General features: G+C 45.6%; 18 protein-coding genes and 1 pseudogene. 10 read left to right on the forward strand and 9 right to left on the reverse strand.

Going from position 1 to position 24105, the window contains the following annotated elements:
- The 4 genes and pseudogenes from ED312_RS01875 to recA form a co-directional block, all read right to left on the reverse strand.
- Window positions 1–381 (reverse strand): annotated as a pseudogene (locus ED312_RS01875) (hypothetical protein); the annotation flags it as partial.
- A 4-nt stretch (window positions 382–385) separates the two neighbouring features.
- A complete protein-coding gene (locus ED312_RS01880) occupies window positions 386–928 on the reverse strand; it encodes an RNA polymerase sigma factor (RefSeq protein ID WP_123214306.1) in 543 nt (180 codons plus the stop codon).
- 184 nt (window positions 929–1112) lie between these two features.
- On the reverse strand, window positions 1113–1559 hold the full coding sequence (locus ED312_RS01885) for a hypothetical protein (protein WP_123214307.1): 447 nt from the start codon (window positions 1557–1559) through the stop codon (window positions 1113–1115).
- Window positions 1560–1800: 241 nt separating this feature from the next.
- On the reverse strand, window positions 1801–2808 hold the full coding sequence (recA, locus tag ED312_RS01890; RefSeq protein ID WP_123214308.1) for a recombinase RecA: 1008 nt from the start codon (window positions 2806–2808) through the stop codon (window positions 1801–1803).
- 387 nt (window positions 2809–3195) lie between these two features.
- Here recA and trhO point away from each other — a divergent pair, with 387 nt between their 5' ends.
- The 6 genes from trhO to ED312_RS01920 all read left to right on the forward strand — a co-directional run bounded on the left by trhO (window position 3196) and on the right by ED312_RS01920 (window position 10030).
- Window positions 3196–4227: an oxygen-dependent tRNA uridine(34) hydroxylase TrhO gene (trhO, locus tag ED312_RS01895; protein WP_123214309.1), complete on the forward strand. Its 1032-nt coding sequence runs from the start codon at window positions 3196–3198 to the stop codon at window positions 4225–4227.
- A gap of 201 nt (window positions 4228–4428) precedes the next feature.
- Window positions 4429–5592 (forward strand): PSP1 domain-containing protein, encoded by a 1164-nt coding sequence (locus ED312_RS01900; protein ID WP_123214322.1) that lies wholly within the window; start codon window positions 4429–4431, stop codon window positions 5590–5592.
- A gap of 87 nt (window positions 5593–5679) precedes the next feature.
- On the forward strand, window positions 5680–6174 hold the full coding sequence (locus ED312_RS01905) for a gliding motility lipoprotein GldH (protein ID WP_123214310.1): 495 nt from the start codon (window positions 5680–5682) through the stop codon (window positions 6172–6174).
- Window positions 6175–6241: 67 nt separating this feature from the next.
- The gene (locus ED312_RS01910; RefSeq protein WP_123214311.1) at window positions 6242–8566 is read left to right on the forward strand and encodes a penicillin-binding protein 1A; all 2325 of its coding nucleotides are present in this window, start codon (window positions 6242–6244) and stop codon (window positions 8564–8566) included.
- 87 nt (window positions 8567–8653) lie between these two features.
- Window positions 8654–9352, forward strand: a complete 699-nt coding sequence (locus ED312_RS01915; RefSeq protein WP_123214323.1) for a CoA transferase subunit A — start codon at window positions 8654–8656, stop codon at window positions 9350–9352.
- Between the two features lie 24 nt (window positions 9353–9376).
- Window positions 9377–10030, forward strand: a complete 654-nt coding sequence (locus ED312_RS01920) for a CoA transferase subunit B (RefSeq protein ID WP_123214312.1) — start codon at window positions 9377–9379, stop codon at window positions 10028–10030.
- A 28-nt stretch (window positions 10031–10058) separates the two neighbouring features.
- Here the strand turns inward: ED312_RS01920 and radA are convergent, their stop codons facing one another.
- From radA to panC, 5 genes are all read right to left on the reverse strand, one after another.
- On the reverse strand, window positions 10059–11426 hold the full coding sequence (radA, locus tag ED312_RS01925; protein ID WP_123214313.1) for a DNA repair protein RadA: 1368 nt from the start codon (window positions 11424–11426) through the stop codon (window positions 10059–10061).
- 278 nt (window positions 11427–11704) lie between these two features.
- Complete coding sequence (locus ED312_RS01930) at window positions 11705–12835, reverse strand: alpha/beta hydrolase (protein WP_123214314.1); 1131 nt, start codon at window positions 12833–12835, stop codon at window positions 11705–11707.
- 190 nt (window positions 12836–13025) lie between these two features.
- Window positions 13026–13991: a lysylphosphatidylglycerol synthase transmembrane domain-containing protein gene (locus tag ED312_RS01935; RefSeq protein WP_123214315.1), complete on the reverse strand. Its 966-nt coding sequence runs from the start codon at window positions 13989–13991 to the stop codon at window positions 13026–13028.
- A 76-nt stretch (window positions 13992–14067) separates the two neighbouring features.
- Window positions 14068–14418, reverse strand: a complete 351-nt coding sequence (panD, locus tag ED312_RS01940) for an aspartate 1-decarboxylase (RefSeq protein ID WP_123214316.1) — start codon at window positions 14416–14418, stop codon at window positions 14068–14070.
- A gap of 114 nt (window positions 14419–14532) precedes the next feature.
- Window positions 14533–15381, reverse strand: a complete 849-nt coding sequence (gene panC, locus ED312_RS01945) for a pantoate--beta-alanine ligase (RefSeq protein ID WP_123214317.1) — start codon at window positions 15379–15381, stop codon at window positions 14533–14535.
- 577 nt (window positions 15382–15958) lie between these two features.
- Here panC and ED312_RS01950 point away from each other — a divergent pair.
- The 4 genes from ED312_RS01950 to ED312_RS01965 all read left to right on the forward strand — a co-directional run bounded on the left by ED312_RS01950 (window position 15959) and on the right by ED312_RS01965 (window position 23622).
- Window positions 15959–16768 carry a glycogen/starch synthase gene (locus ED312_RS01950; protein ID WP_123214318.1) on the forward strand — a complete coding sequence of 270 codons (810 nt, stop codon included), beginning with the start codon at window positions 15959–15961 and terminating at the stop codon, window positions 16766–16768.
- Window positions 16769–16902: 134 nt separating this feature from the next.
- Window positions 16903–18600 carry a DUF4270 domain-containing protein gene (locus tag ED312_RS01955; RefSeq protein ID WP_123214319.1) on the forward strand — a complete coding sequence of 566 codons (1698 nt, stop codon included), beginning with the start codon at window positions 16903–16905 and terminating at the stop codon, window positions 18598–18600.
- A gap of 34 nt (window positions 18601–18634) precedes the next feature.
- Window positions 18635–20482 carry a glutamine--fructose-6-phosphate transaminase (isomerizing) gene (glmS, locus tag ED312_RS01960; RefSeq protein ID WP_123214320.1) on the forward strand — a complete coding sequence of 616 codons (1848 nt, stop codon included), beginning with the start codon at window positions 18635–18637 and terminating at the stop codon, window positions 20480–20482.
- A 299-nt stretch (window positions 20483–20781) separates the two neighbouring features.
- A complete protein-coding gene (locus ED312_RS01965; protein WP_123214321.1) occupies window positions 20782–23622 on the forward strand; it encodes a TonB-dependent receptor in 2841 nt (946 codons plus the stop codon).
- Window positions 23623–24105: the final 483 nt, after the last annotated feature.

Here is a 24105-nt window from a genome sequence, read left to right on the forward strand (position 1 = left end):
CGGCTTTACGTCCGTAGTATTGCCCTGTTGCGCCCCTTTATTGCTATCCGTAGATCGTGTAGTTTCTTCATCTGCTTCGGTATTTTTTATAGGAGTATTCTCGTTTATAACTTTTTCAACAGGGTCTGTCACGGGAGATTCGGGCCCGGTAAGTACTAAATTAATACCCACGGAGAGCAATAAGGCAATGGCGGCGGCAATACCGCCAAGGCGCCACCACAAGGGAGAAATGGCCCTTTTCCGCTTCTCCGGAACTACGGCCGGAGCCGATGCCGCATCGAGTTTGGCTTCAAGTCCGGACCATAAATCCCTCTCCGGAAAAGCTTCGAAATCTTTGAATTTTTCCTGGAAAAGCCTGTCTATGTTCTTTTTGTCGCCCATTAGATTATAGTGACTTCACTTTTTTTTTATTAAGATCCTCTTCGATATGTGCTTTGAGGATTGTTCTTGCCCTGGACAGGTTGGATTTGGAAGTCCCTTCGGAAACGCCGAGCATTTCGGAAATTTCCTTATGAGAATATCCGTCCAGTACATATAAATTAAATGTTAACCTGTATTTGTCCGGGAGCCTTTGTATGATGCCGAGAAGGTAATCGAGGCTGATGTCGTCATCCTCGACCTCTACTTCGACCTCGTCCGCAATCTCTTCCGAAACTATGTTGAAAACCTTTTCTTTACGGTACTTCTGAAGTACGGTATTAACCGTTACCCTGCGTATCCATCCTTCAAAAGAACCTTTGAAACGGTATTGGTCTATCTTGTTAAATATGGCCATGAAACTATCCTGCAGATTATCTTCCGCCTCTGTCTGGTTACGGGAATACTTGAGGCAAGTACTGTATAATTTGCCGTTAAACAAACGGTATAACTGTTCTTGCGCCTTTCTGTCCCGGTCCTTGCACCGGTTTATGAGTTCTTCTAAACTCACCTAATAGTCTGCGTTAGTTTTGGTTTACCTGCTAAAACCGGAAGTTTCTGCCTTTCCGGGCGATATCGGGATGACAAAGTTCTCTCGTCTTGTCATATTTGTGTTCCTGATTCACCCCGTCCGACAGTTTTTATTTTCTTTCGGGACTTCCTGTTTTGCAGGGATTACAGGTTAATTTAACTGTTTATTCTTCCTCTTCTTCCTTAACAGGGATGGTACGTGTTATGAAAGTGTACTCGCCATCACTGTCCACACCGGTTATAAAACGGAGTTCATAAGATTCCCGGTATCTTACTTCGAGACCAAATTTATATTCTTTAATTACGGATTGAGCTCCTTCACATTCATCTCCGGTCTGAGCCTGGGCAACTACCCAGAAAGTCCTTTTCTGAATAGTGTCACTGGATTGTGTGTCATTGCTGAAATCTATACCGGCAAATTGATGGCATAGGTTAGGAATGGAATATGTTACTGTTATAGAGTCTGTTTCGCCATAAACAAGAGTGTCCGGAGTCTCTACACTTTCAATAGGTAAAGTAGTGTAATAAAAATTTGCGCCATCATCATTCAAACACCCGGATAAAGACAGGGCCAAGGTTAAAAACACTGCTGCAATACTTACTTTTTTCATGTTGTTTCTCGTTTAATTTTTAGGAGGTTTTTTATGTATTAATAAAAGGTTTACAAGTATATTATTGTCCTGTTTTTTTAAAAGTATCCTCGTTGTTATGTATATACGTACATATCCTTTTTTTGGTCTTTTTCTGCTAAGAAGATGCAATCGGCCGGTTAAGGTTGCGTGAAGTGCTAAAAAAAAATCCTGCCTTCTTTAACAGAGACAGGATATTTGAGAAATTTTATTTTCGGGATATTTACTCTTTGATCGCCTTGAGGGCTTCTTTGATCTTGCTTTCCAGTTCTTCAAGGAGTTCCGGGTTGTCTTCAAGTAATAACTTAACCGCGTCCCTTCCCTGTCCCAGCTTGGTATCGCCGTAACTGAACCAGGAACCACTTTTTTTGATGATCTCGTATTCCACACCGAGGTCGAGTATTTCGCCGACACGCGAAATACCTTCCCCGTACATAATGTCAAATTCGGCGGCCTTAAACGGCGGGGCCACCTTGTTTTTTACCACTTTTACCTTGGTCTTGTTCCCCGCCACGTCACCGTTACTGTCTTTGATCTGGGTAGACCTGCGGATATCCAGGCGTACGGAAGCATAGAACTTAAGGGCATTACCTCCCGTAGTGGTTTCCGGGTTACCGAACATAACCCCGATCTTTTCCCGGAGCTGGTTGATAAAGATCACCGTCGATTTGGTTTTGCTTATACTTGCCGTAAGTTTCCGGAGCGCCTGTGACATAAGACGGGCATGCAGCCCCATTTTGGAATCTCCCATTTCTCCTTCTATCTCGCTTTTAGGGGTCAGTGCGGCAACAGAATCGACAATAACAATGTCAATAGCCCCCGAACGGATCAGGTTGTCGGCTATTTCCAAAGCCTGCTCCCCGTGGTCCGGCTGCGATATGATGAGGTTATCCACGTCTACTCCCAGTTTTTTGGCATAAAACCGGTCGAAGGCATGCTCCGCATCGATAAAAGCCGCAATACCACCGGATTTCTGGGCTTCGGCTATGGCGTGCAGGGTAAGGGTAGTCTTACCGGAAGATTCCGGTCCGTATATTTCGATAACCCTTCCTTTGGGATAACCGCCTACACCGAGGGCGATATCCAGCCCGATAGAACCTGTGGGGATGACCTCTACATCTTCCACAACATTATCTCCCATTTTCATCACTGTCCCTTTCCCGTAGGTCTTGTCCAGCTTATCCAGGGTAAGTTTGAGGGCTTTTAATTTTGCGTCTTTCTCTGAACTCATTGCTGCGTTTTTTCTAAAAAATAATCCGTGCTAAAATACCATTTCTTTTTCAGAGTGGCAACGGGTATATAGGAGTTGTTTTGGGGTTGGCAGGTCCGCAGAACGTAAAAAGAGTTGATGTTAGGCGGTTTTGCAGGGTAAATGCATTAAAAATTAAAGTAGTTTTTATTTCTGTGTTCCAAGTTCCGGGTTGCAGGTCCCTGAGCATAGCCGAAGGGCAGGTTTCAGGCCGTAGTTGCCTGAACGGAGGCGGCTGAGTGTCCCGAACTCCGTTCGGGATGTACCGAAGCCCCGGTACGGTTTTGGCAGACCTTGTCATGTCCGGTAAAAAATATTACTTTTGCAAAAAATTTCATCTGATTCTTTAACCTTAATCATTCGTATAGCATGCAACTGTACAATACTTTAAGCGCTAGAGAAAGGGAAGAGCTCATAGAAAAGGCCGGTAAAGAGCGCCTTACTCTTTCTTTCTACAAATACCATCATATCAAAAATCCGCAGATATTCCGGAATCATCTCTTCGTAACCTGGAATGAAATGGACGTGCTGGGCCGGATTTACATTGCCAAAGAAGGTATAAATGCACAGCTTTCCGTTCCGGCAGATCATTTTAATGCTTTTAAAGAACACCTGGACAGCATTACTTTTCTGGAAAACGTAAGGCTGAATATTGCTATAGAGCAGGACAATAAATCGTTTCTGAAGCTGAAAGTGAAGATCAGGAACAAAATTGTCGCGGACGGACTGAACGACCATACCTTCGACGTTACCAACAAGGGGGTGCATGTGGACGCCGTAAAATTTAACGAGCTTATTGAGGACCCGGATACTATTCTGGTAGATATGCGTAACCACTACGAAAGTGAAATAGGGCATTTTAAAAATGCCGTTACTCCGGATGTGGACACTTTCCGGGACTCCCTGCCGATTATAGAAAATGACCTCAAAGGACATAAAGAAGACAAAAAACTGGTGATGTACTGCACCGGGGGGATCCGTTGTGAAAAAGCAAGTGCATACTTCAAGCATAAAGGCTTTAAAGATGTGTACCAGCTGGAGGGCGGGATTATAGAATATACCCGGCAGGTTAAGGAAAAAGGACTGGAGAATAAATTTATAGGAAAGAACTTTGTATTCGACGAACGTCGTGCCGAACGTATATCCGGGGATGTTATAGCACATTGCCACCAGTGTGGTAAACCATGCGATACGCATGTGAACTGCGCCAATGAAGCATGTCATTTGCTTTTTATACAATGTGAAGAATGCGCTGAGAAAATGAACGGATGCTGTTCGGATGCGTGTATGGAAATTGTCGCCCTGCCGTATGAAGAGCAGAAAGCGCTGCGCAAAGGGAAGTACAAGAGTAATAACATCTTTAAAAAAGGCCGGTCGGAAGTCCTCAGATTTAAGGAATAAGATGTTGTCTTTTTCGTGAAAATACCGGTTTTCGGGGATCGGCAAAACCGTGATGTTCGCAAACCAGGTAAAGTAAAAAACTGTATATTTACATTTTGTAAGGTGCAGGTGCGCTTTACCGTATGAGAATTAATTATGAATCTTTTTCTGCTTCTTTCCATGGTTTTGACCGGAGAGGTGCAGTTACAATATAGAGGAAATATGGGGTGTAGCAGTTGTTCAACCGGTAAGGATGGGCAGCCACGGGGATGTAAGAACAATGGTACATGCGGGACCGATGGTTGTAATAAGCTTACTGTTTTTGATTGGCTTTCCAATATGTCACTTCCTTCGGGTCATCAACCTTTTGACTGTGTGGAAGTCCGTTTTAAAAATAGCAGGAAAGAGTTTTTCCGGAATAATGAAAATCTTACTTTATCCATCGGGGATGTAGTAGCTACCGAGGCAGCTTCCGGGCATGATGTAGGGATTGTAACCCTCACCGGGGAACTGGTAAGGGTACAGATGAAAAAGAAAAAAGTGGATTGGGAAGACCCTTCACTGCCCAAAATCTACCGGAAAGCCTCGCAACGGGATATTGATGTATGGACCAATGTCAGGAATAAAGAAGAAGAGGTAAAGAAAAGATCGAGGGAACTTGCCATAGCCTTGGGCCTGCAGATGAAAATTTCCGATATCGAATACCAGGGCGACGGCTCCAAAGCCACTTTTTACTACACGGCGGAAGAACGGGTGGACTTCAGGCAACTCATTAAAGATATGGCCAGAGCCTTTAACGTGCGTATAGAGATGCGGCAAATCGGTTTTCGCCAGGAAGCATCGCGTCTTGGCGGTGTCGGCTCCTGCGGAAGAGAACTGTGTTGTTCTACCTGGCTGACGGACTTCCGCTCGGTGAATACTTCTTCGGCCAGGTACCAGCAGTTATCCCTGAATCCGCAGAAACTTGCCGGGCAGTGCGGAAAACTCAAGTGCTGTCTCAATTACGAGCTCGATGCTTATCTGGATGCGTTGCAGGAATTTCCGAAGGCGGATATAAAACTGCATACGAGGAAAGGAAGGGCCGTGTGCCAGAAAATAGATATTTTTAAAGGTTTTCTCTGGTATGCCTACGAGGAAAACAGTGCCAACTGGCATAAACTAATGCTGGACCAGGTACAGGAGATCATCGATAAAAACCATAACGATGTTAAGGTAGAAAGTCTCGAAGAATTTGCCTCGGAAATTTCCGAAGAGAATACTAAACGGGAGTTTGAAAACGTTGTAGGACAAGACAGCCTGACCAGGTTTGACCAGCCTAAAAAGAAACGCAAGAGTAAGAGCCGGAAAAAAAGGAGCAATAAAAAGACCGCCAGGAAAAAAGAATAGCGGGAAACGAATAACTGCGGTTTTTATCTTTTTACAATCCCCCCAGGGGCCGGATACTGTCGCAACAGAAAACCGTTAATTATAAAAATGGGTAAGATCTTCAGATTGTTTTTTTGGATGGGAAGCATGCTATTGCTGTCTTGTGGTTCGGACAATGCCTATTATTTCGATTATCAGGCGCTGAATCATTCCTGGAACAAAGAGGAAAGCGTGGATTTTACCTTCGAACCCCCTGATACCATACAGCCTTATAACATGTATATTAACCTGCGGAACGATAACAATTATCCGTTCAGCAACCTTTTTCTTATTGTTAAGCTGAATTTTCCGGATGGCAGGGTAATTGCGGATACCCTGGAGTATGAGATGGCAAAACCGGACGGAGAATGGCTGGGAGAAGGTTTTACGGATCTGAAAGAAAGCAAACTCTGGTATAAGGAAAATGTTGTTTTTCCGGATCCCGGAGAATACACGGTAGCCATAGAGCACGCTATGCGGAAAATCGGTGAAGCAGAAGGGGTAGGAGAACTGGAAGGGATTACCGATATCGGTTTGCAGATCGAAAAATCTAATAAAGAATAATAGTTAATGAGGCGCCGGCGATCAGTGTTTTTGTCTCCGGCACATCATAATCCAATAAAAGAGTAAAATGGGAAAAACACCTGCCAAGAAAGAGAAGAAACAAGGCTTCGGTAAGTATATAAAATGGTTTTGGGGATTGTTTTTCGGGGGTGTTCTCCTCGCGGTTTTATTATTTTTGCTGGCTTCCTGGGGGGCGTTTGGTACAATGCCTACTTTTGAGGTCCTCGAAAACCCGCAAACCAATCTTGCTACCGAAATTATTTCCGCCGACGGGAAAACACTTGGCAAATATTACCTGAACGACAACAGGACCCCCGTTTCCTATGACGAATTGCCCGATCACCTGGTCAAGGCATTGGTAGCGACCGAAGACGAACGTTTCTATCGGCACTCCGGAATCGATGCGCAGGGGACGTTGAGGGCAATGGTTTTTTTAGGTAAAAGAGGAGGAGCCAGCACTATAACACAACAGTTGGCAAAGCAGTTATTTACCGAAAGGGTATCTAACAATATTGTGGCCCGTGTCCTTCAGAAAATAAAGGAATGGGTAATAGCAGTACGTTTGGAAAGACAATATACCAAAGAAGAGATCATAAGTATGTATCTCAATATTTATGATTTTGGATATCGAGCGGATGGTATCCGGTCTGCCTCCAGAATCTATTTCAGTAAAGAGCCGCATGATCTTAAAACGGAAGAAGCAGCTATGCTCGTTGGGATGTTGAAGAATTCTTCGCTTTACAATCCTCTGAAACGTGAAGAGTTGACGATGCGAAGGCGTAATGTAGTACTGCGGCAGATGGAAAAGAATGATTTTATTACGGCAGAAGCAAAAGATTCATTGCAACAACTTCCTATAAAACTCAATTTTTCTGAGGAAAGCCACAGAGAAGGCCTGGCCACCTATTTCAGGATGTATCTTCAGGGCTTCCTGAAGGACTGGGCCAATGACCCCGAAAACCGCAAGCCCAATGGCGATAAATACAATATATACCTGGACGGATTAAAGGTATACACAACCATAGATTCGCGTATGCAGAAATATGCGGAGGAAGCCGTTGTGGAACATATGAAAAAACTTCAGGCGGAGTTCTTTAACCAGAATACACCAGATAGGAATAAAACCGCTCCTTTCCTGGGGTTGAACAGTGAAGAGATAGATGCTACTATGGAACGCGCCATGAAACAGTCGGAGCGCTGGCGGAAAATGAAATACGATCTGGGAAAATCCGAAAAAGAGATCAGGGCTTCATTCAGGGAAAAGGCGGAAATGACCGTATTTGCATGGGATGGCGAAAAAGATACGATCATGACACCGATGGATTCCATCCGTTATTATAAATTTTTCCTGCGTACAGGAATGATGTCTATGGAGCCGCAAACCGGCCATGTACGGGCCTGGGTAGGCGGTATAAACTACAAACATTTTCAGTATGACCAGGTAAAACAGGGAGCCCGTCAATCTGGTTCTACATTTAAACCGTTTGTTTATGCTACCGCTATAGACCAGTTGCACATGTCTCCTTGTGATAGGCTGCCCGATGTACAGCACTGTATTGAGGCCAATAAATATGGGAACATAACCCCATGGTGCCCTAAAAACTCCAATGGAAAATATACCGGAAAAATGCTGACGCTTAAAGAGGCGCTGGCCAATTCGGTAAATACCATTACGGCTACCCTGATAGATAAGGTGGGCCCGGTCCCGGTAACACAACTGGTGCGAAGCCTGGGTATTGAGTCCGATATCCCGCCCGTACCTTCCATTGCACTGGGTACACCGGATTTTACCGTGTATGAAATGGTCGGGGCCTACAGTACATTTGCCAACCAGGGAGTTTATGTGAAGCCTGTGATGGTAACCCGTATCGAGGATAAGAATGGCACCGTACTGTTCGAATCCGTCCCGGAAACCAAAGATGTAATGAGTGAAGAGGTGGCCTACACTACCGTTAAGCTGATGGAAGGGGTTACCCAATCCGGTTCCGGGGCGCGACTACGTAATAAATGGGCCGTGAACAATACTTTGTATAAAGAAGTCATTACCGGTTACCCCTATGAATTTACCAACCCCATTGCCGGTAAGACCGGAACTACTCAGAACCAGAGTGACGGATGGTTTATGGGCATGGTGCCCAACCTGGTTACCGGCGTTTGGGTAGGAGGAGAAGACAGGGCTATACATTTTAGCAGAATATCTTACGGGCAAGGGGCTACTATGGCTTTGCCTATCTGGGCCCTGTATATGCGAAAGTGCTACGAGGATAAAGAACTCGGTATTTCCAAAGAAGATTTCAGAAAGCCCGAAAACCTTTCCATAGAAATAGATTGCTCTAAAGTCGGGGAAAGTGAAACCCCGGGGGAGATGAATCTGGAAGAAATAGACTTTTAGCCGTTATTTTTTACATATTCAAAATATAAGCTGTTTGTTCTGTCTTTTTTGTTGAATAATTCGTATTTTTCCGATAAAAATTACGAAATGATAAACAAGAGGGTGGCTTCAGTTACCGAAGCCCTGCAGGGAGTCCGGGACGAGATGACCTTTATGCTGGGAGGGTTCGGTTTGTGCGGAATTCCCGAAAACAGTATAGCAGAACTCGTACGCCTCGGTATCAGGGATATTACCTGTATATCCAATAATGCCGGCGTAGATGATTTTGGCCTTGGGCTCTTGCTCCGGAAACGCCAGATCAGAAAAATGATATCGTCCTACGTTGGTGAGAATGATGAGTTCGAGAGACAAATGCTCAGCGGGGAACTTGAGGTGGAGTTAACCCCGCAGGGTACCCTTGCGGAAAAATGCCGTGCAGCACAGGCCGGGATACCTGCTTTTTTCACTCCTGCAGGATACGGAACGGAAGTTGCCGAAGGAAAAGAAACCCGTGAATTTGAGGGGAAGATGTATGTCATGGAAGAAGCTTTCAGGGCAGATTTTTCCATAGTAAAGGCATGGAAGGGAGACGAGGCGGGAAATCTGATCTTCAAAGGGACTGCAAGAAATTTTAATCCCTGTATGTGCGGAGCGGCAAAGATCACGGTAGCTGAAGTGGAGGAACTCGTGCCCGCCGGGGAATTGGACCCCAATCAGATACATATTCCCGGGATTTTTGTACAGCGTATCTTCCGGGGAGATCACTACGAAAAAAGAATTGAGCAACGAACCGTTAGGAAAAGGTAGTTCGTAAATTTCAACCATCCAGTTATGTTAGATAAAGACGGCATTGCAAAGCGAATAGCGAAAGAAGTAAAAGACGGATATTACGTGAATCTCGGTATCGGTATCCCGACCCTCGTAGCTAATTACGTTCCGGACGGGATAGATGTGGAATTTCAAAGTGAAAACGGTGTTTTGGGCATGGGGCCTTTTCCGTATGAGGGAGATGAAGATGCGGATATTATAAACGCCGGAAAGCAGACCATCACCACACTGCCGGGAGCATCGTTTTTTGACTCGGCCATGAGTTTTGCGATGATACGGGGCCAACATGTACATCTTACCATCCTCGGTGCAATGGAGGTTGCCGATAACGGGGATATTGCCAATTGGAAGATTCCAGGAAAGATGGTGAAAGGTATGGGAGGGGCGATGGATCTTGTGGCTTCGGCCGAAAATATTATTGTGGCCATGATGCATACCAATAAAGCCGGAGAATCCAAATTGCTCAAAAAATGTACGTTGCCGCTCACCGGGGTGAATTGCGTAAAAAAAATTGTCACCAACCTGGCGGTGCTGGAAATTATCGATGGGGGATTCAGGCTGCTGGAACGTGCCCCCGGGGTTTCGGTGGAAGAGATAAAACAGGCAACGGAAGGCAGGTTGGTTGTCGAAGGTGACGTTCCCGAAATGAAATTATAGGAATACGGCCCGCCTGCTCCTGCGGGCCTTATCCGAAGAGATCGGTAATAACATCTTCTACCCGGGATACGAGGACAACCCTTATCCCGCTGCTTTTTACCGTAATTTTGTTCTGTTTGGATACGAAGATGGTGGAAAAGCCCAGTTTTTCCGCTTCCAGAATGCGCTGATCTACCCGCTGTACCGGGCGTACTTCACCGGCAAGCCCTATTTCTGCGGCAAAACAAACATCTTTGGTAATGGCAATATCCTCATTACTGGAGAGTATGGCCGCCACGACAGCCAGGTCTATGGCCGGATCGTCTACGGAAATCCCTCCCGTAATATTCAGGAAAACATCTTTTGCACCCAAACGGAAACCCGCCCTTTTTTCCAGGACGGCCAGTAACATATTCAGGCGTTTTGCATTATAACCCGTAGTGCTTCGCTGAGGTGTACCGTAAACTGCGGTGCTTACCAGTGCCTGTATTTCTATCATCAGCGGGCGTATACCTTCGAGTGTGGCGGCAATAGCCGTACCGCTCAGGGATTCTTCACTTTGTGAAATAAGTATTTCCGAAGGGTTGGCTACCTCCCGTAAACCATTTCCCAGCATTTCGTAAATACCCAGTTCTGCCGTAGACCCGAACCGGTTCTTCAAAGCCCGGAGTATACGGTATACATAGTTCCTGTCTCCTTCGAACTGCAAAACGGTATCTACCATATGCTCCAGTATTTTCGGCCCGGCTATGTTCCCTTCTTTGGTGATGTGTCCTATAAGGATCACAGGAGTATCTGTTTCTTTGGCAAATTTAATGAGCTCTGCCGTGCATTCCCGGATCTGGGATATACTGCCTGCGGAGGATTCTATGTAATCGGAATGCAGGGTTTGTATGGAGTCTATGACAAGAATGTCCGGGGCTGTACTTTCTATTTGCTTAAAGATGTTCTGGGTCTTGGTTTCTGTTAAGATATAGCAGTTTTCGCTGTTGGGATAAATCCGTTCCGCCCGCATTTTTATCTGCGACTGGCTCTCTTCCCCGGATACATACAGGGTCTTATAGGAAAGCTGCAGTGCAATCTGCAGGAGCAATGTGCTTTTTCCGATACCCGGCTCGCCGCCCAGAAGGACTACGGACCCCGGTACGATACCTCCTCCCAGAACCCGGTCAAATTCGTGGTCTCCCGAAGACAGGCGGTTTTCTTCGGACCGGGTTATTTCATTTATCCTGAGAGGTTTGGAAACCCTCTTGTTATTGGAAGGTGTGGTTCCCTGCTTCCAGGAGCTCTTTTCTTCTTTCTGGATTACCTCCTCTACGATGGTATTCCACTCCCTGCACGAAGTACATTGGCCCTGCCACTTGGCATACTGGGCACCACAGTTCTGACAAAAATAGGAGGTTTTGACTTTAGCCATAGGTTAGGGATCGGATAGACTGTTTTTCCGGGTCTAAAATAGGCATTATTTTCCGATCGACTACAGTTTTAGTAATTGATGCGGGGCAAACGCGTCCTAGAATTATAGATAGTTCAAGGTTGCAGGTTGCAGGCGGGGCCAACCTCCCGATCATTCCTGCAGTTTCCATCCGTCTGAGTCTATCCTCTATCCTCTCATTTCCCAAATGATCACATTATCGAATTCCCACAATCTCACTTTCTCATATTCTCAGATGCTCTGAGCATAATGTGTTTGCCCTAGTCATTGATGGCCTCAATCCTTTCCATGATGAGGTCTTTATGGATAAAATCGATCTCTTTCATTCCAAAGGCCTTTTTGTAAGTTTTTGTCGCTTTTTTCAGATCGCCTGTTTTTTCAAAGTATTCTGCTTCCATGTAATAGCCGAGCATCGTTTCCGGAAATTCCTTTTTTGCCAGTTCGCTGAGCTGTTCCAGGGAAGCCATATCATCCTTTTTCAGGCACCCTGCATAAATGGCCATAATGTCATTAAGACTTACCGGTTTTCGGAAACCGAACAGTTCCTCTGCCCTCTGATACTTTTTGTCGAGATATTCAAAAACAGGGGAACCTGAAGCGAGGATATTGTTTTTGTACTCATATGGGGTAATAGGCCTGTATATGGTAAAAATATGGTTGAGTGCACGGGGAATAGCGCAGGAAGCGGCGGCATAGCCGTCCGTATTCTCAAAACTGTCAAAAAAATAGAACAAATGGTCGTTCTTTACCTTTTGCATGGAGGTATTGAGGTCGTGGATACGCTGAACCTGGTTTTTGTCCCCGTCCTCCCCGGCGGCAAGGTAGTAGAACTTTGTGGTATTCATGGCAGGCAGACGTTCTGCAAGTCGTTTTTCCAGCTTAGGGGCAAATTCCGGGTGGATGTCAATATAGGCATCAAAGAGCGGTTTGTCTTTAAAGATGTAGTAGTTGATAAAGTTACCCGTAAAAAGGTGCCCCACGATCATCTTAAAATTCGCCAGGTTGTATTTATCTGCAACAGAAGGTAACAGTTCTATGCCTATAAACTCGAAGAAATCGGCGCCTTTGCCCGCCGGAAAACCACTCTCGGCATCGTAAATACAATCTGATTCCGATCGTCCTTCCTGGTCGATCCCCACGATAATACTTTCCGGCATCTGGCCGTTGGCGGCATAAAACCGGGCATTTGACACCACCAGGTCAAAAAGGTGGTCGGCATCCAGTACAACGATCAGGGGATAGGGCCGGTCGTCCGTATAATTTTCCGGGACATATAACCGGATGTTTCTTGTCTCTTCCAGGTATTCGGAATCAAACGGAATTTGTTTGATCTGGGCATGTAAATTGGCCAGAGAGAAAAGTCCGAGCAGCGTATAGCACAGGGTTTTCATAAGTCAGCAGGTGTGTTTTTGGTTCGGTGTACAATTTGTTTGCGGGGTGTCGGCAGGTTGAAAACTTTATATTTACGGCCTTAATTAACTTATGTGTAGGAGGTTTGGTTCTTAGAGCAAGATAATAATTATTACCGCAATCTCAAATCGCGAATAACTTTTTAACGAAAAAGATTTTCCGATTTCCGGTCTAGTTGCTTTTATTGTATAGAGGGAGGACAAGAAAAGAAATAATGCCCAGAAAAACGATAACTGAAGTTTGGGACAGCCATACGATCCATCCGAAAGAAGTACCTACGGTGTAGTCTACACCATACAGCAGGATGGCTTCTGCTATGAGAAAGGGATAGGTGCCAAAACCGCCGTTTGTAAAAGCAATGGTGAAAGAACCCACCACGAAGAGGGAAAGTGTCTGTGAAAATGTTATGGTTTGTGTTTCCGGAAAGGCGAAAATGCAAATGTAAAACATGAGTACATACATGGTCCAGATAAAAATGGTGTGAGCGATGAAAGCCCACTTTTTTTTCATGGATAATATGCTGAGCATACCTTCCTTAAGGCCGTTTATGAAGTTCCTGATCTTCTGGCCCAGGGCAGACCTGGTGCGCTTGAGATATATCCAGAACAGCAATACCATTATTATTCCTGCAGCTCCGAAAACTGCCAGTTTTTCAGGATTGATATTATGGGTGTCCATCAACCCCCAAAGCGTGTCAAACTGGAGGAAGAGGGCGGCGAACAGGATACATACGGAAATAAAGAGGTCGGCAATCCTTTCTGCTACAATGGTGCCGAATGCCTTCTCAAAAGGCACCTTGTCATATTTGTTGATGACGAGGGCCCGGGAAACCTCCCCCGATCTGGGGATCGCAAAATTCAGCAGGTAACCTATGCTTACCGCCATAAAACTGTTGGGAAGCCTTGCCCGGTAGCCCATGGGCTCCAGCAGGTAGTTCCAGCGGTATGCCCTGGAAAAATGGCTCAGGGCACCGAAAAGCATGGATATCCAGATATACAGATAGTCGGCCTTCAGGAAATTCTCCTTCAGTTGTTTTAGCTGATCCGGGCTGAATTTGTTATAAGTATACCAGATCAGGAATAATCCCAGGGCAAGCGGGAGGACTATCTGAATGATCTTGGATAATTTCTTTTTCACTGCACGTTTGCCTTAAAGGGCAAATACTGTTGTTAATGATTAAATTGAGGTATTACAGCGATCAACAGTCCCTGTATTATCTGAGGGTGTTGTCTTTTTCATTTGGGAAAACCAAAGAAGGTTTAAAGGATTTGGCTTCTTCAAAATCCATGATACCGTAAGATATGATGATGATGATGTCTCCCTTCTGGACTTTTCTGGCCGCAGGGCCGTTCAGTGTAATTTCACCACTGCCCCTGTTTCCTTTAATAACATAGGTTTCCAGGCGCTCTCCGTTATTGATGTTGACGATCTGCACCTTTTCTCCTTCGATAATGTTGGCAGCTTCCATAAGTGCTTCGTCTACGGTGATGCTGCCTATATAGTTGAGTTCGGCCCCGGTGACCGTTACCCTGTGTATCTTGGATTTTACTACTTCTATCTGCATGCTGCAAAGGTAATTATAAATTGGGAGTTATGTGTTAAGAGATGTTAAAGCGAATTATCGGATGCTATTTTTTACTGCTATTTTCAGGCTGATACGGTGTTGGGTTTATGAGCTTTAATTTAACGCTATGTTATCTATCAGGCGGACTTCCCCCGCATAAACTGCTATAAAAGCCCTGTATTTCTGACCTGTTTCTTTCTGTTCTGCCGGTCGCAGGGTCTCTGCGTTGGCGATTTCCATATATTCTAACCGGAACGAGGGGTGTTTCCTGAATGCTTCCGATACCTGTTCCCTGATCTCCTGTACACTTTTCGTGCCAAATTCAGCTTTGACAGTTTTCAGGGTTTCATATATAAAACCGGCTTCTTTTCGCTGCTCGTCAGAGAGGCGTTCATTGCGGGAACTCATGGCCAGGCCGTTTTCTTCTCTTCGTATGGGGCATCCGTGGACCTTTACAGGTATACGGTGCTTTTTTACAAGGGTACGGATGATCTGTAGCTGCTGATAATCCTTTTCGCCGAAATAAGCATTATCCGGCCCCACGATCTCAAACAGGCGTTTTACTATGGTGCCGACACCGTCAAAGTGACCCTGGCGGAATTTTCCTTCCATCTGGAATTCCAGTCCGTCAAAATCAAAAGAAGAAGGAGCTATATCACCGGTATAAACTTCTTCTACGGCCGGGGCAAAGATCAGTATGCCCGGCTGTACGGCATTCAGCAGGTCTATGTCCTTTTCCAGATCTCTGGGATATTTATGAAGGTCCTCCTTGTTGTCAAACTGTGTCGGATTCACAAAAATGCTTACTACGACAACATCGTTTTCGGCGGCAGCTTCTTCTACCAATGACAAATGTCCCGCATGCAGGGCTCCCATAGTAGGGACGAGACCAATGGTTTTCCCTTCTTTTGCCAGGGACAGCAACTCCCTGCGCAACGGCTCCCTTTTATGGAATATCACCATGAATTAATGAGTTAACAGCCTGCAAAGCTATATATTTTCGTGGAATTGAGTGCATTTGTATGCGGAGATTCCCCTAAAACCTTGCAGATAAGGGGAGAGAAGCGTGTATTTGGCCTTTCTCAAGAGTACTTTCGGAAATAAATTCCGGGATTAAAATGATGATTTTGCAGGGAATAGAGAGGTAGGGTAAACGCATTAAAAAACTATAATTGCAACGTTTAATGGTTCCAGATTCCAGGTTATACAACCGGTTGCCAGTTCAGCACGGTGATTTATAGTGTTTTGTTGTGACTGATGATGGGAACTAAGTTTGGGGTTCTGGAGTTTTGTAGGGAAGGTTTCCGTTTCAACCCCGAACTCATCAACAACCGGAAAACTGGTAAACCGGTAACCGGAAACACTCCTTAAGCTTTTAACCTTAAATAAAATTACTCCATTATAATGCGTTTGCCCTGAATAGAGAGGGTAGGAATGAGTGCGTTAGGCATATTTTTTGTATTTTTGCATGCTTTGGGAGTTTTTTGGGAAAATTGAACAGCTTCTTGTACAAAAGTTTTATTGTAAACAAAACGAATTTATGACTGATAAAAAAGTGTTATTTGTCGCCTCCGAAATGATACCCTATTTGCCGGAGAACGAAGTATCTTCGCTGGCATATGAGAATCCGAGAATGGTTAATGACAGGGGCGGGCAAATACGAATTTTTATGCCTCGCTTTGGAAACATTAACGAGAGAAGGCACCAGCTTCATGAAGTAATACGCCTCTCCGGAATGAACCTGGTGATTAACGATATGGACATGCCCCTTATTATTAAGGTGGCATCTATCCCCAAAGAAAGGATACAGGTGTATTTCATAGATAACGAAGAATACTTTAAGCGCAAAGCCACTTTTTCCGACGAGGACGGAAACCTTTTTCCGGATAATGACGAAAGAGCCATATTTTTTGCCAAGGGAGTTGTGGAGACCGTCAAAAAGCTGAACTGGTCTCCCGATATCATTCATGTACATGGCTGGATGGCCAGTATGCTACCGTTGTACCTTAAGAAATACTATGCCGATGAGCCTTTGTTCGCCGATAGTAAAATAGTGACTTCCGTGTACAACAAAGATTTCGAAGGCACGTTAGATATGCAGATGATGGAAAAAGTGAAGTTCGACGGGATTGCGGAAGAAGATGTCAAAGCATTGGAAACGCCGGATTATTCGGGCATACTTAAGGTAGCCATAGATAATTCCGACGCTGTGGTCATCGCTGCCGAAAAAATACCGTCAGACCTGGAGGAATATTTGAAAAGTGCAGATAAACCGGTATTGCCCTACGTATCCATATACGAATTTGAAGATGCCTACGAACAATTTTACGAAACACAGGTTTTAGGTTAAATCAGGGTTGATGCGAAAGTGACGGTTTTCATTGCATATGGCGGATAAGTGTGGCATATGTGACAGAAAGAAGTATCTGCCGGAAGCGCAGGAAATAGTCGCCGGTTTTCAGTCCAAAAAAAATTAAAGACAGCATGAAGAAAGTAAACTTTCAGTCATATAAGGCAATACTGCTCCTGGGCGGCATTGCTTTTTTCGCTTCTTGTAGTGACGATGTCAATACGATCGGAACGGATATTATAGGTGACGGGAACTTTGAAACGGAACGGGTTGAGTTTGAAGTGTACGCTTACAACCGCAACCTGACCGGCGTACAGACAAACGGGTTGCCCCTGTACCAGCTCGGGGTATATAACGACCCCATATACGGAAGATCGGAGGCCAGTATCGTATCTCAGCTGTCGCTTACCAATACCAGGCCGGTCTTTGGGGCAAGTACCCAGCAAAGGGAAGACGAATATGCAAATGACAACGATCCGAAGACCACACCGGAAAATGAAACCGTGACAAAAGTGTATCTCAATATTCCCTTTTTCGGAAATGTTGCGGACGGAGAGACCGAAAATAACGATTCCGGGACTCCGGTAGCCAGAAAATATGACCTGGATTCTATCTACGGTAGTAAAACCGCGGAGTTCCATTTTAAGGTCGAAGAACTTACCTATTACCTTCGGGATCTCGATCCGTCCAGCGGGTTCCAGGAACAACAGGAATACTTTTCGGATAAGGATTTTTCTTCAAACACCGGGATGGTGCTTCGCGATACTATAGTGAAGATCAGTAACCTGGAAGAACTGATTTATAAAGAAGATGACCCGGATACCCCTGACGAAGACGAATCACAGGAGGTAGAGACCAGGCTTAGCCCCAGGATAAGAGTAGAACTGGAGCCGGCTTATTTTCAACAGATACTCGATAAGGAAGGATCATCCGAACTGATGAGTAACAATAACTTTAAGGAGTTTATCAAAGGCCTTCGCTTTTCGGCCTCCGGGTTTTCTGATGATGCACTGATGCTCCTGGACTGGAATAATGCCAATGTGGAAGTTGAATATGAATATGACAGGGTGGATACCGCAAATGACAATAAAATTATAAAGGGGAGTTCTTCTTTTACCCTCAGTCTTGCCGCATTTTCAACAGACGCCAGTTCCGGCGCCAGGACAAGGAGGAATAACGTGGCGAACAGGATTATCAATGAACCTTATCCGGCAGAGATTGACGAACAGCTGGATAATGGCGCCAATGCGTCGCGCCTGTATCTCAAAGGAGGTGCAGGGACCGTGGCAGAACTTCGTTTGTTCGATCCTAAAGGGAGTTCCGAAGTTTTGGATGGATACAAAAAAAGAGGATGGATCATCAACGAAGCTAACCTGACTTTTTACGTGGACAGGGAGAAACTGGATGCTTATCCGGAAGTTAGGGAGCCATCGAGAATATATGTTTATAATATGGATAATGACAGTATAATTGCAGATGTGGAACTGGATTATACCGTTAATCAGGATAAGGATTTGTCCAGGCAGATCTACGGAGGCATCCTGAAAAAAGAGGATGATAAAGGGATAAGTTATAAAATAAGGCTTACGGAGCATGTGGACAGAATACTGAACAAGAACTCCACAAATGTCCGGCTCGGGCTTACCCTTACGGCCAACATAAACAATACCAGGAATATCTCTGCCAGAGGAAATGTTCAGGATTCGGTACTTGTGGCACCGGAGGCTTCGGTTATTACGCCTTTAAGCACTGTGTTGTACGGGAATAATGTAGGAGAGGAGGATAAGGACAAACGTCTGAAACTGGAGATATTCTATACGGAAGTGGAATAAACCCCAAATCAGAAATAACCAAAAACAAACAAAGATGTGCGGAATTGTAGGATATATCGGCCATAGGGAAGCTTACCCGGTAGTTGTAAAGGGGCTTCAGCGATTGGAATATCGCGGCTATGACAGCGCCGGAGTGGCGCTGTATGACGGTACAGAAATTCAACTGTCCAAAACTAAAGGTAAAGTAGCGGACCTGGATACTAAAGCCAAGGCAGAGATCACCCTGCAGGGAACGTTGGGCATAGGGCATACCAGGTGGGCAACCCACGGAGAGCCCAATGATGTCAATTCCCACCCGCATTATTCCAATTCCGGTAATCTGGTCATTATTCACAACGGGATTATAGAGAACTACGAGCCCCTTCGCCGGGAACTGACCAAAAGGGGGTATACCTTTACTTCGGATACGGATACCGAAGTACTCGTAAACCTTATAGAAGACGTAAAGAAAAATCACGATCTTAAACTTGGTAAAGCCGTGCAGATAGCTTTAAACCAGGTGCATGGTGCTTATGCCATAGTGGTTTTTGACAAGACCAAGCCCAATGAAATTGTAGTGGCCAAACTCGGTAGCCCGTTGGCCATCGGTGTAGGTGAAGATGAATTCTTTGTGGCATCAGATGCTTCTCCTTTTATAGAGTACACCAACAATGCTATCTACCTTGAAGATGAGGAGATGGCCATATTGAGAAGGGGAAAAGAAATCAAGATAAGAAAAATAAAAGACGATTCACTGGTAGATCCGTATGTGCAGGAACTTCAGTTGAACCTGGAGCAGATAGAGAAAGGCGGATACGACCACTTTATGCTTAAGGAAATCTACGAACAGCCACAGGCTATCAGGGATACGTACAGGGGAAGACTCCGGGTGGATGAAGGCATCATAAAGATGGCCGGAATGGAAGACAACCTGGAGAAGTTTCTCAATGCGGACAGGATACTTATTGCGGCCTGTGGTACATCATGGCACGCCGGACTGGTGGCGGAATATATTTTTGAGGATCTTGCCCGGGTCCCCGTGGAAGTGGAATATGCCTCGGAATTCCGGTACCGCAACCCGGTAATTACGGAAAGGGATGTGCTTATCGTTATATCGCAATCCGGAGAAACGGCCGATACCCTGGCGGCGATTAAGCTGGCTAAAGAAAAGGGAGCCTTTGTATTCGGGGTCTGTAATGTAGTGGGATCGTCCATAGCGCGTGAGGCCCATGCGGGGGCTTATACTCATGCCGGCCCGGAAATAGGTGTGGCGTCTACCAAAGCGTTCACAACACAGATCACCGTACTTACCCTTATGGCCCTGAAACTGGCATCTGCCAAGGGTGCTATATCCAGGACCGAATTACAGCGTTACCTGACAGAAATGGAGGCTATTCCGTCAAAAGTGGAAGGATGTCTCAAAATTAACGATCATGTAAAATATATAGCTTCCCTGTATAAGGAAGCGCCTAATTGTCTGTACCTGGGGAGAGGCTATAATTTCCCTGTAGCCCTCGAAGGAGCATTGAAATTAAAAGAAATCTCCTATATCCATGCCGAAGGTTACCCTGCCGCGGAAATGAAACACGGTCCCATAGCCCTTATCGATGAACAGATGCCGGTAGTGATTATCGCCACGAAGAACGGGCACTATGACAAAGTGGTAAGCAATATCCAGGAAATAAAGTCCAGAAAGGGAAAAATTATCGCTGTAGTTATGGAAGGGGATACTACGGTAAGGGAACTGGCAGATCACATTATAGAAGTGCCGGAAACAACGGAGGCATTGAGCCCGCTGATTACCACCATCCCGTTGCAGTTGCTGAGTTACCATATAGCGGTTATGCGCGGATGTAATGTGGACCAGCCGCGTAACCTGGCGAAGTCGGTTACTGTGGAGTAGAAGACATAAAAGTGATATATTTAAATAAAAAACCCGTTCCGGTCCAGGAGCGGGTTTTGCTTTTTATAACCGGGCATGGCTGATAAAACGTATCACAGGTATAAATGCTCGAACAATACCTTTGCGGTTCCTGTCAGGAGACGATATCCGGAATTTCTTACCCGCTCCGGAAGCGAAATGAAATATAATAAATGCATTGAATCTTAAATGGCATTAGTGATAATAAAATATTGTATATAAATATTAATGAAATGTTAAAAATTGGTATATTGTTATTGCTAAATCAATAATTCTATACTATGAGAACTTTTATCTTTGCCCTCCTTTTTTTATGGGGAGTTTTCTCCTATGCACAAACAGCGGTTTCCGGGAAGGTAACCGATGAAAACGGTGCGCCTGTTCCCGGTGCCAATGTAGTCCTGGTTGGTAAAACCGTCGGTGCGGTTACCAATATGGCCGGGATGTTTACCCTGGAAACTTCCGAATCACCGCCATTTGCATTAACGATATCCAGTATAGGCTTCGCATCGGTAACGGTGGAGGTTGCCGCTTCCGGACAAGAAGTAAATGTCCGGCTTCGGGAGCAGGAGACTTTGCTTGACGAAATAGTGATCTCCGCGTCCCGTACTCCGGAACGTATCTTCGAGTCTCCGGTAACGGTAGAGCGTTTCGGCGTGCGGGAAATAAAGAACACCCCATCGGCGAATTTCTATGATGGCCTGGAAAACCTGAAAGGGGTGGATATCAACACCAACTCCCTTACCTTTAAGTCCGTAAACACACGCGGATTCGCTTCATTCGCCAATACGCGTTTTGTGCAGTTGGTGGATGGTATGGACAATACTTCACCGGCACTGAATTTTGTATTGGGAAACCTGGTAGGTATGTCGGAACTCGATGTGCATAGTGTGGAATTACTGCCGGGGGCATCATCGGCCTTATATGGCGCTAATGCATTTAACGGGATATTGTTTATGACCAGTAAAAATCCTTTTGATTATCAGGGGATAAGTGCGTATCTCCGAAGTGGCATTACCTCGCAGGAGGCAGCGGGAGATAATGCCTTTTACGATTTCGGTATAAGGATGGCTCATGCATTCAGTGATAAATTTGCGGCAAAGGCGAATTTTTCTTATCTGCGGGGAAAGGATTGGTATGCCGTGAATGAGGAAGATGTGCTTAATCCGGGAGCAACCCGCGCAGATCCGGATTATGACGGGATGAATATCTATGGAGATGAAGTAAGTACGAGCATAAAAAGTGTTGCCAACGACATGGTAGCCCTGGGACTGCTTCCCGACGGGGCACAAAACCTGGTCCCGGACCAGGTGGTAAGCCGTACGGGATATGCCGAGAGGGACCTTACCGATTACAGGGCCGAAAGTGTCAAAGCCGATTTTTCATTGCACTACCGCCCTTTTGCAGACGATTTTGAGATAATATACAACGGCAGGCTGGGACGCGGTTCAACGATTTACCAGGGAGCAAACCGCTATGCCTTGCGTGACTTTTTTATACAGCAACACAAACTGGAGTTCCGCAATAACAACTTTTTTGTAAGGGGATATATCACCGCAGAAAAAGCAGGAGATTCTTATGACATGCGCTTTACCGGTATTAACATGAACCGGCTATGGAAACCGGATAACCAGTGGTTCGGGGAATATGTAGGTGCTTATCTCACAGCTTTTCAGGGAGGGGCGGGATTCGCTCCCGGCGATGCCCCCGCTTCCCATGCCTTTGCCCGGCAAATTGCGGATTCGGGAAGACCGGAGCCCGGGACGGCAGAATTTGAGAGTGCCTTTCGGCAAGTGACAGGAAGCCCGGACCTGGCCAGCGGTTCCAGGTTTCAGGATAATACGAAAATGAGACATATAGATGCCAACTACAATTTTAGTCACTGGACGGAAAGCTTTGCCGATATCCAGGTAGGAGGATCGTTTCGGGAATATGTCCTGAATTCTTACGGGACTATCTTTACCGACTACGATGGCCCCATCACTTATTCCGAATATGGGGCTTATACTCAGGTTCAGAAAAAAGTACTCGACGAAAGGCTTAAGTTTACCGGCTCGCTCCGTTATGATAAGTCACAGCTTTTTGATGGCTTTGTCTCCCCCAGGGTGTCTTTGGGATACACGGCGGGACAAAACAGGAACCACAATTTAAGGGCTTCCTTCCAGACCGGGTTCCGGAATCCTACCACGCAGGACCTCTTTATCGGTCTGGATGCGGGAAGGGCCGTTTTAATAGGTTCTGCCGAGGAGAATCTCGACCGGTATGTGCGTACTTATGAATTGAGTGATATAGGGGCTATGGTGGCAGGAAGTCCTACTGCCGATATTTCCGGCAGGCATGCTTACGAGCAGGCCTATTCTGCCCGGTCAGTACAGGCATTCAGCGCCTCTGCAGAGGCAGGTGCCCCGAATCCGGCTTTGCTGACAATTGCCGATGTGGAAAAAGTGAAGCCCGAAAAGGTTACGGCTTTCGAAGTAGGATACCGCGGGCAATTACAAAAAGTGACTATAGATGCGAGTATCTACTATAATAAATATAAAGATTTTATTGCCAATGAAACCGTGGTAGTCCCTTTTTACGGTGCGCTGGACCTTTCAGACCCGGTTGACCTGGGTACAGGGCCTACTCCGCGGGCACTTATTGCCCTGAGCCAGGGCGATTTTCAGGCGTACCAGGCGTATACCAATTCTTCAGCGGATATTAATTCGTATGGAGCAACCCTGGGACTGGATGCTAAGGTAATGGGGGATTTCGACCTGGGGGTCAACTATACCTTTGCCGATTTTGACTTTGACGAAGATAAGGACCCTGATTTCCGCCCCGGTTTTAATACACCCAAACACAAGGTAAAAGCTCATTTCGGCAATACGGAACTATTTAAAAATTTCGGGTTTAATATCAACTGGAGATGGAGCGATGCGTTTTTCTGGCAGGCCAGTTTTGCCGATGGTAATGTCCCGGCGTTTTCCGTTGTGGATGTGCAGCTTAATTACCGGGTTCCCGCTGTGAAATCCACTTTTAAGGTGGGTGGGACCAACATCGGCGGAAATGAATATTTTACCGCTGTGGGTACCGGGCTTGTCGGGTCGCAGTATTATGTTTCCTGGGTAATAAACCCTTAGCGAAACTTCCTTCCGGGGATGGAATATATGGTAATTAAATCCGGGTATTTTGGCACCCGTCTGGGTTTTCGTTACAAAACGAAAACCCGGTTATCCGGTATTGTAATGCCTTTTCGTATGTGTTATCACTGTGTTATATAACAGACCCTCGTTTCCACGGAAAACAGTATGAGACAAAGACCATTGAACATACCGGCCCGTTCCGATGAATATCGGGAGGCGCCGGCTGGCGGTCGATCGCCATAGTGGTCATAGTTCTTGTAATCCTGACCCGGGTAATCCTGAAGCATTTCGGGTGGTGGAAACTGCTGAAGTTTTTATTTCCGGTCAAGCCCGGATAGGGCCATTTAAGGGATTGTGTTAACACCGGACCGGTTTGGGTTAGCGGCGGATTTGATTAAGTTCGCCGCTTTTGTAGTTGTGTATGCATTCATAAGCAACCGGGTTAACCGCTAACCCGATTGCTTACGCATTCATTCCCTT

This window comes from Sinomicrobium pectinilyticum (genome assembly GCF_003725735.1).
GTDB classification, from domain to species: Bacteria; Bacteroidota; Bacteroidia; order Flavobacteriales; family Flavobacteriaceae; genus Sinomicrobium; species Sinomicrobium pectinilyticum.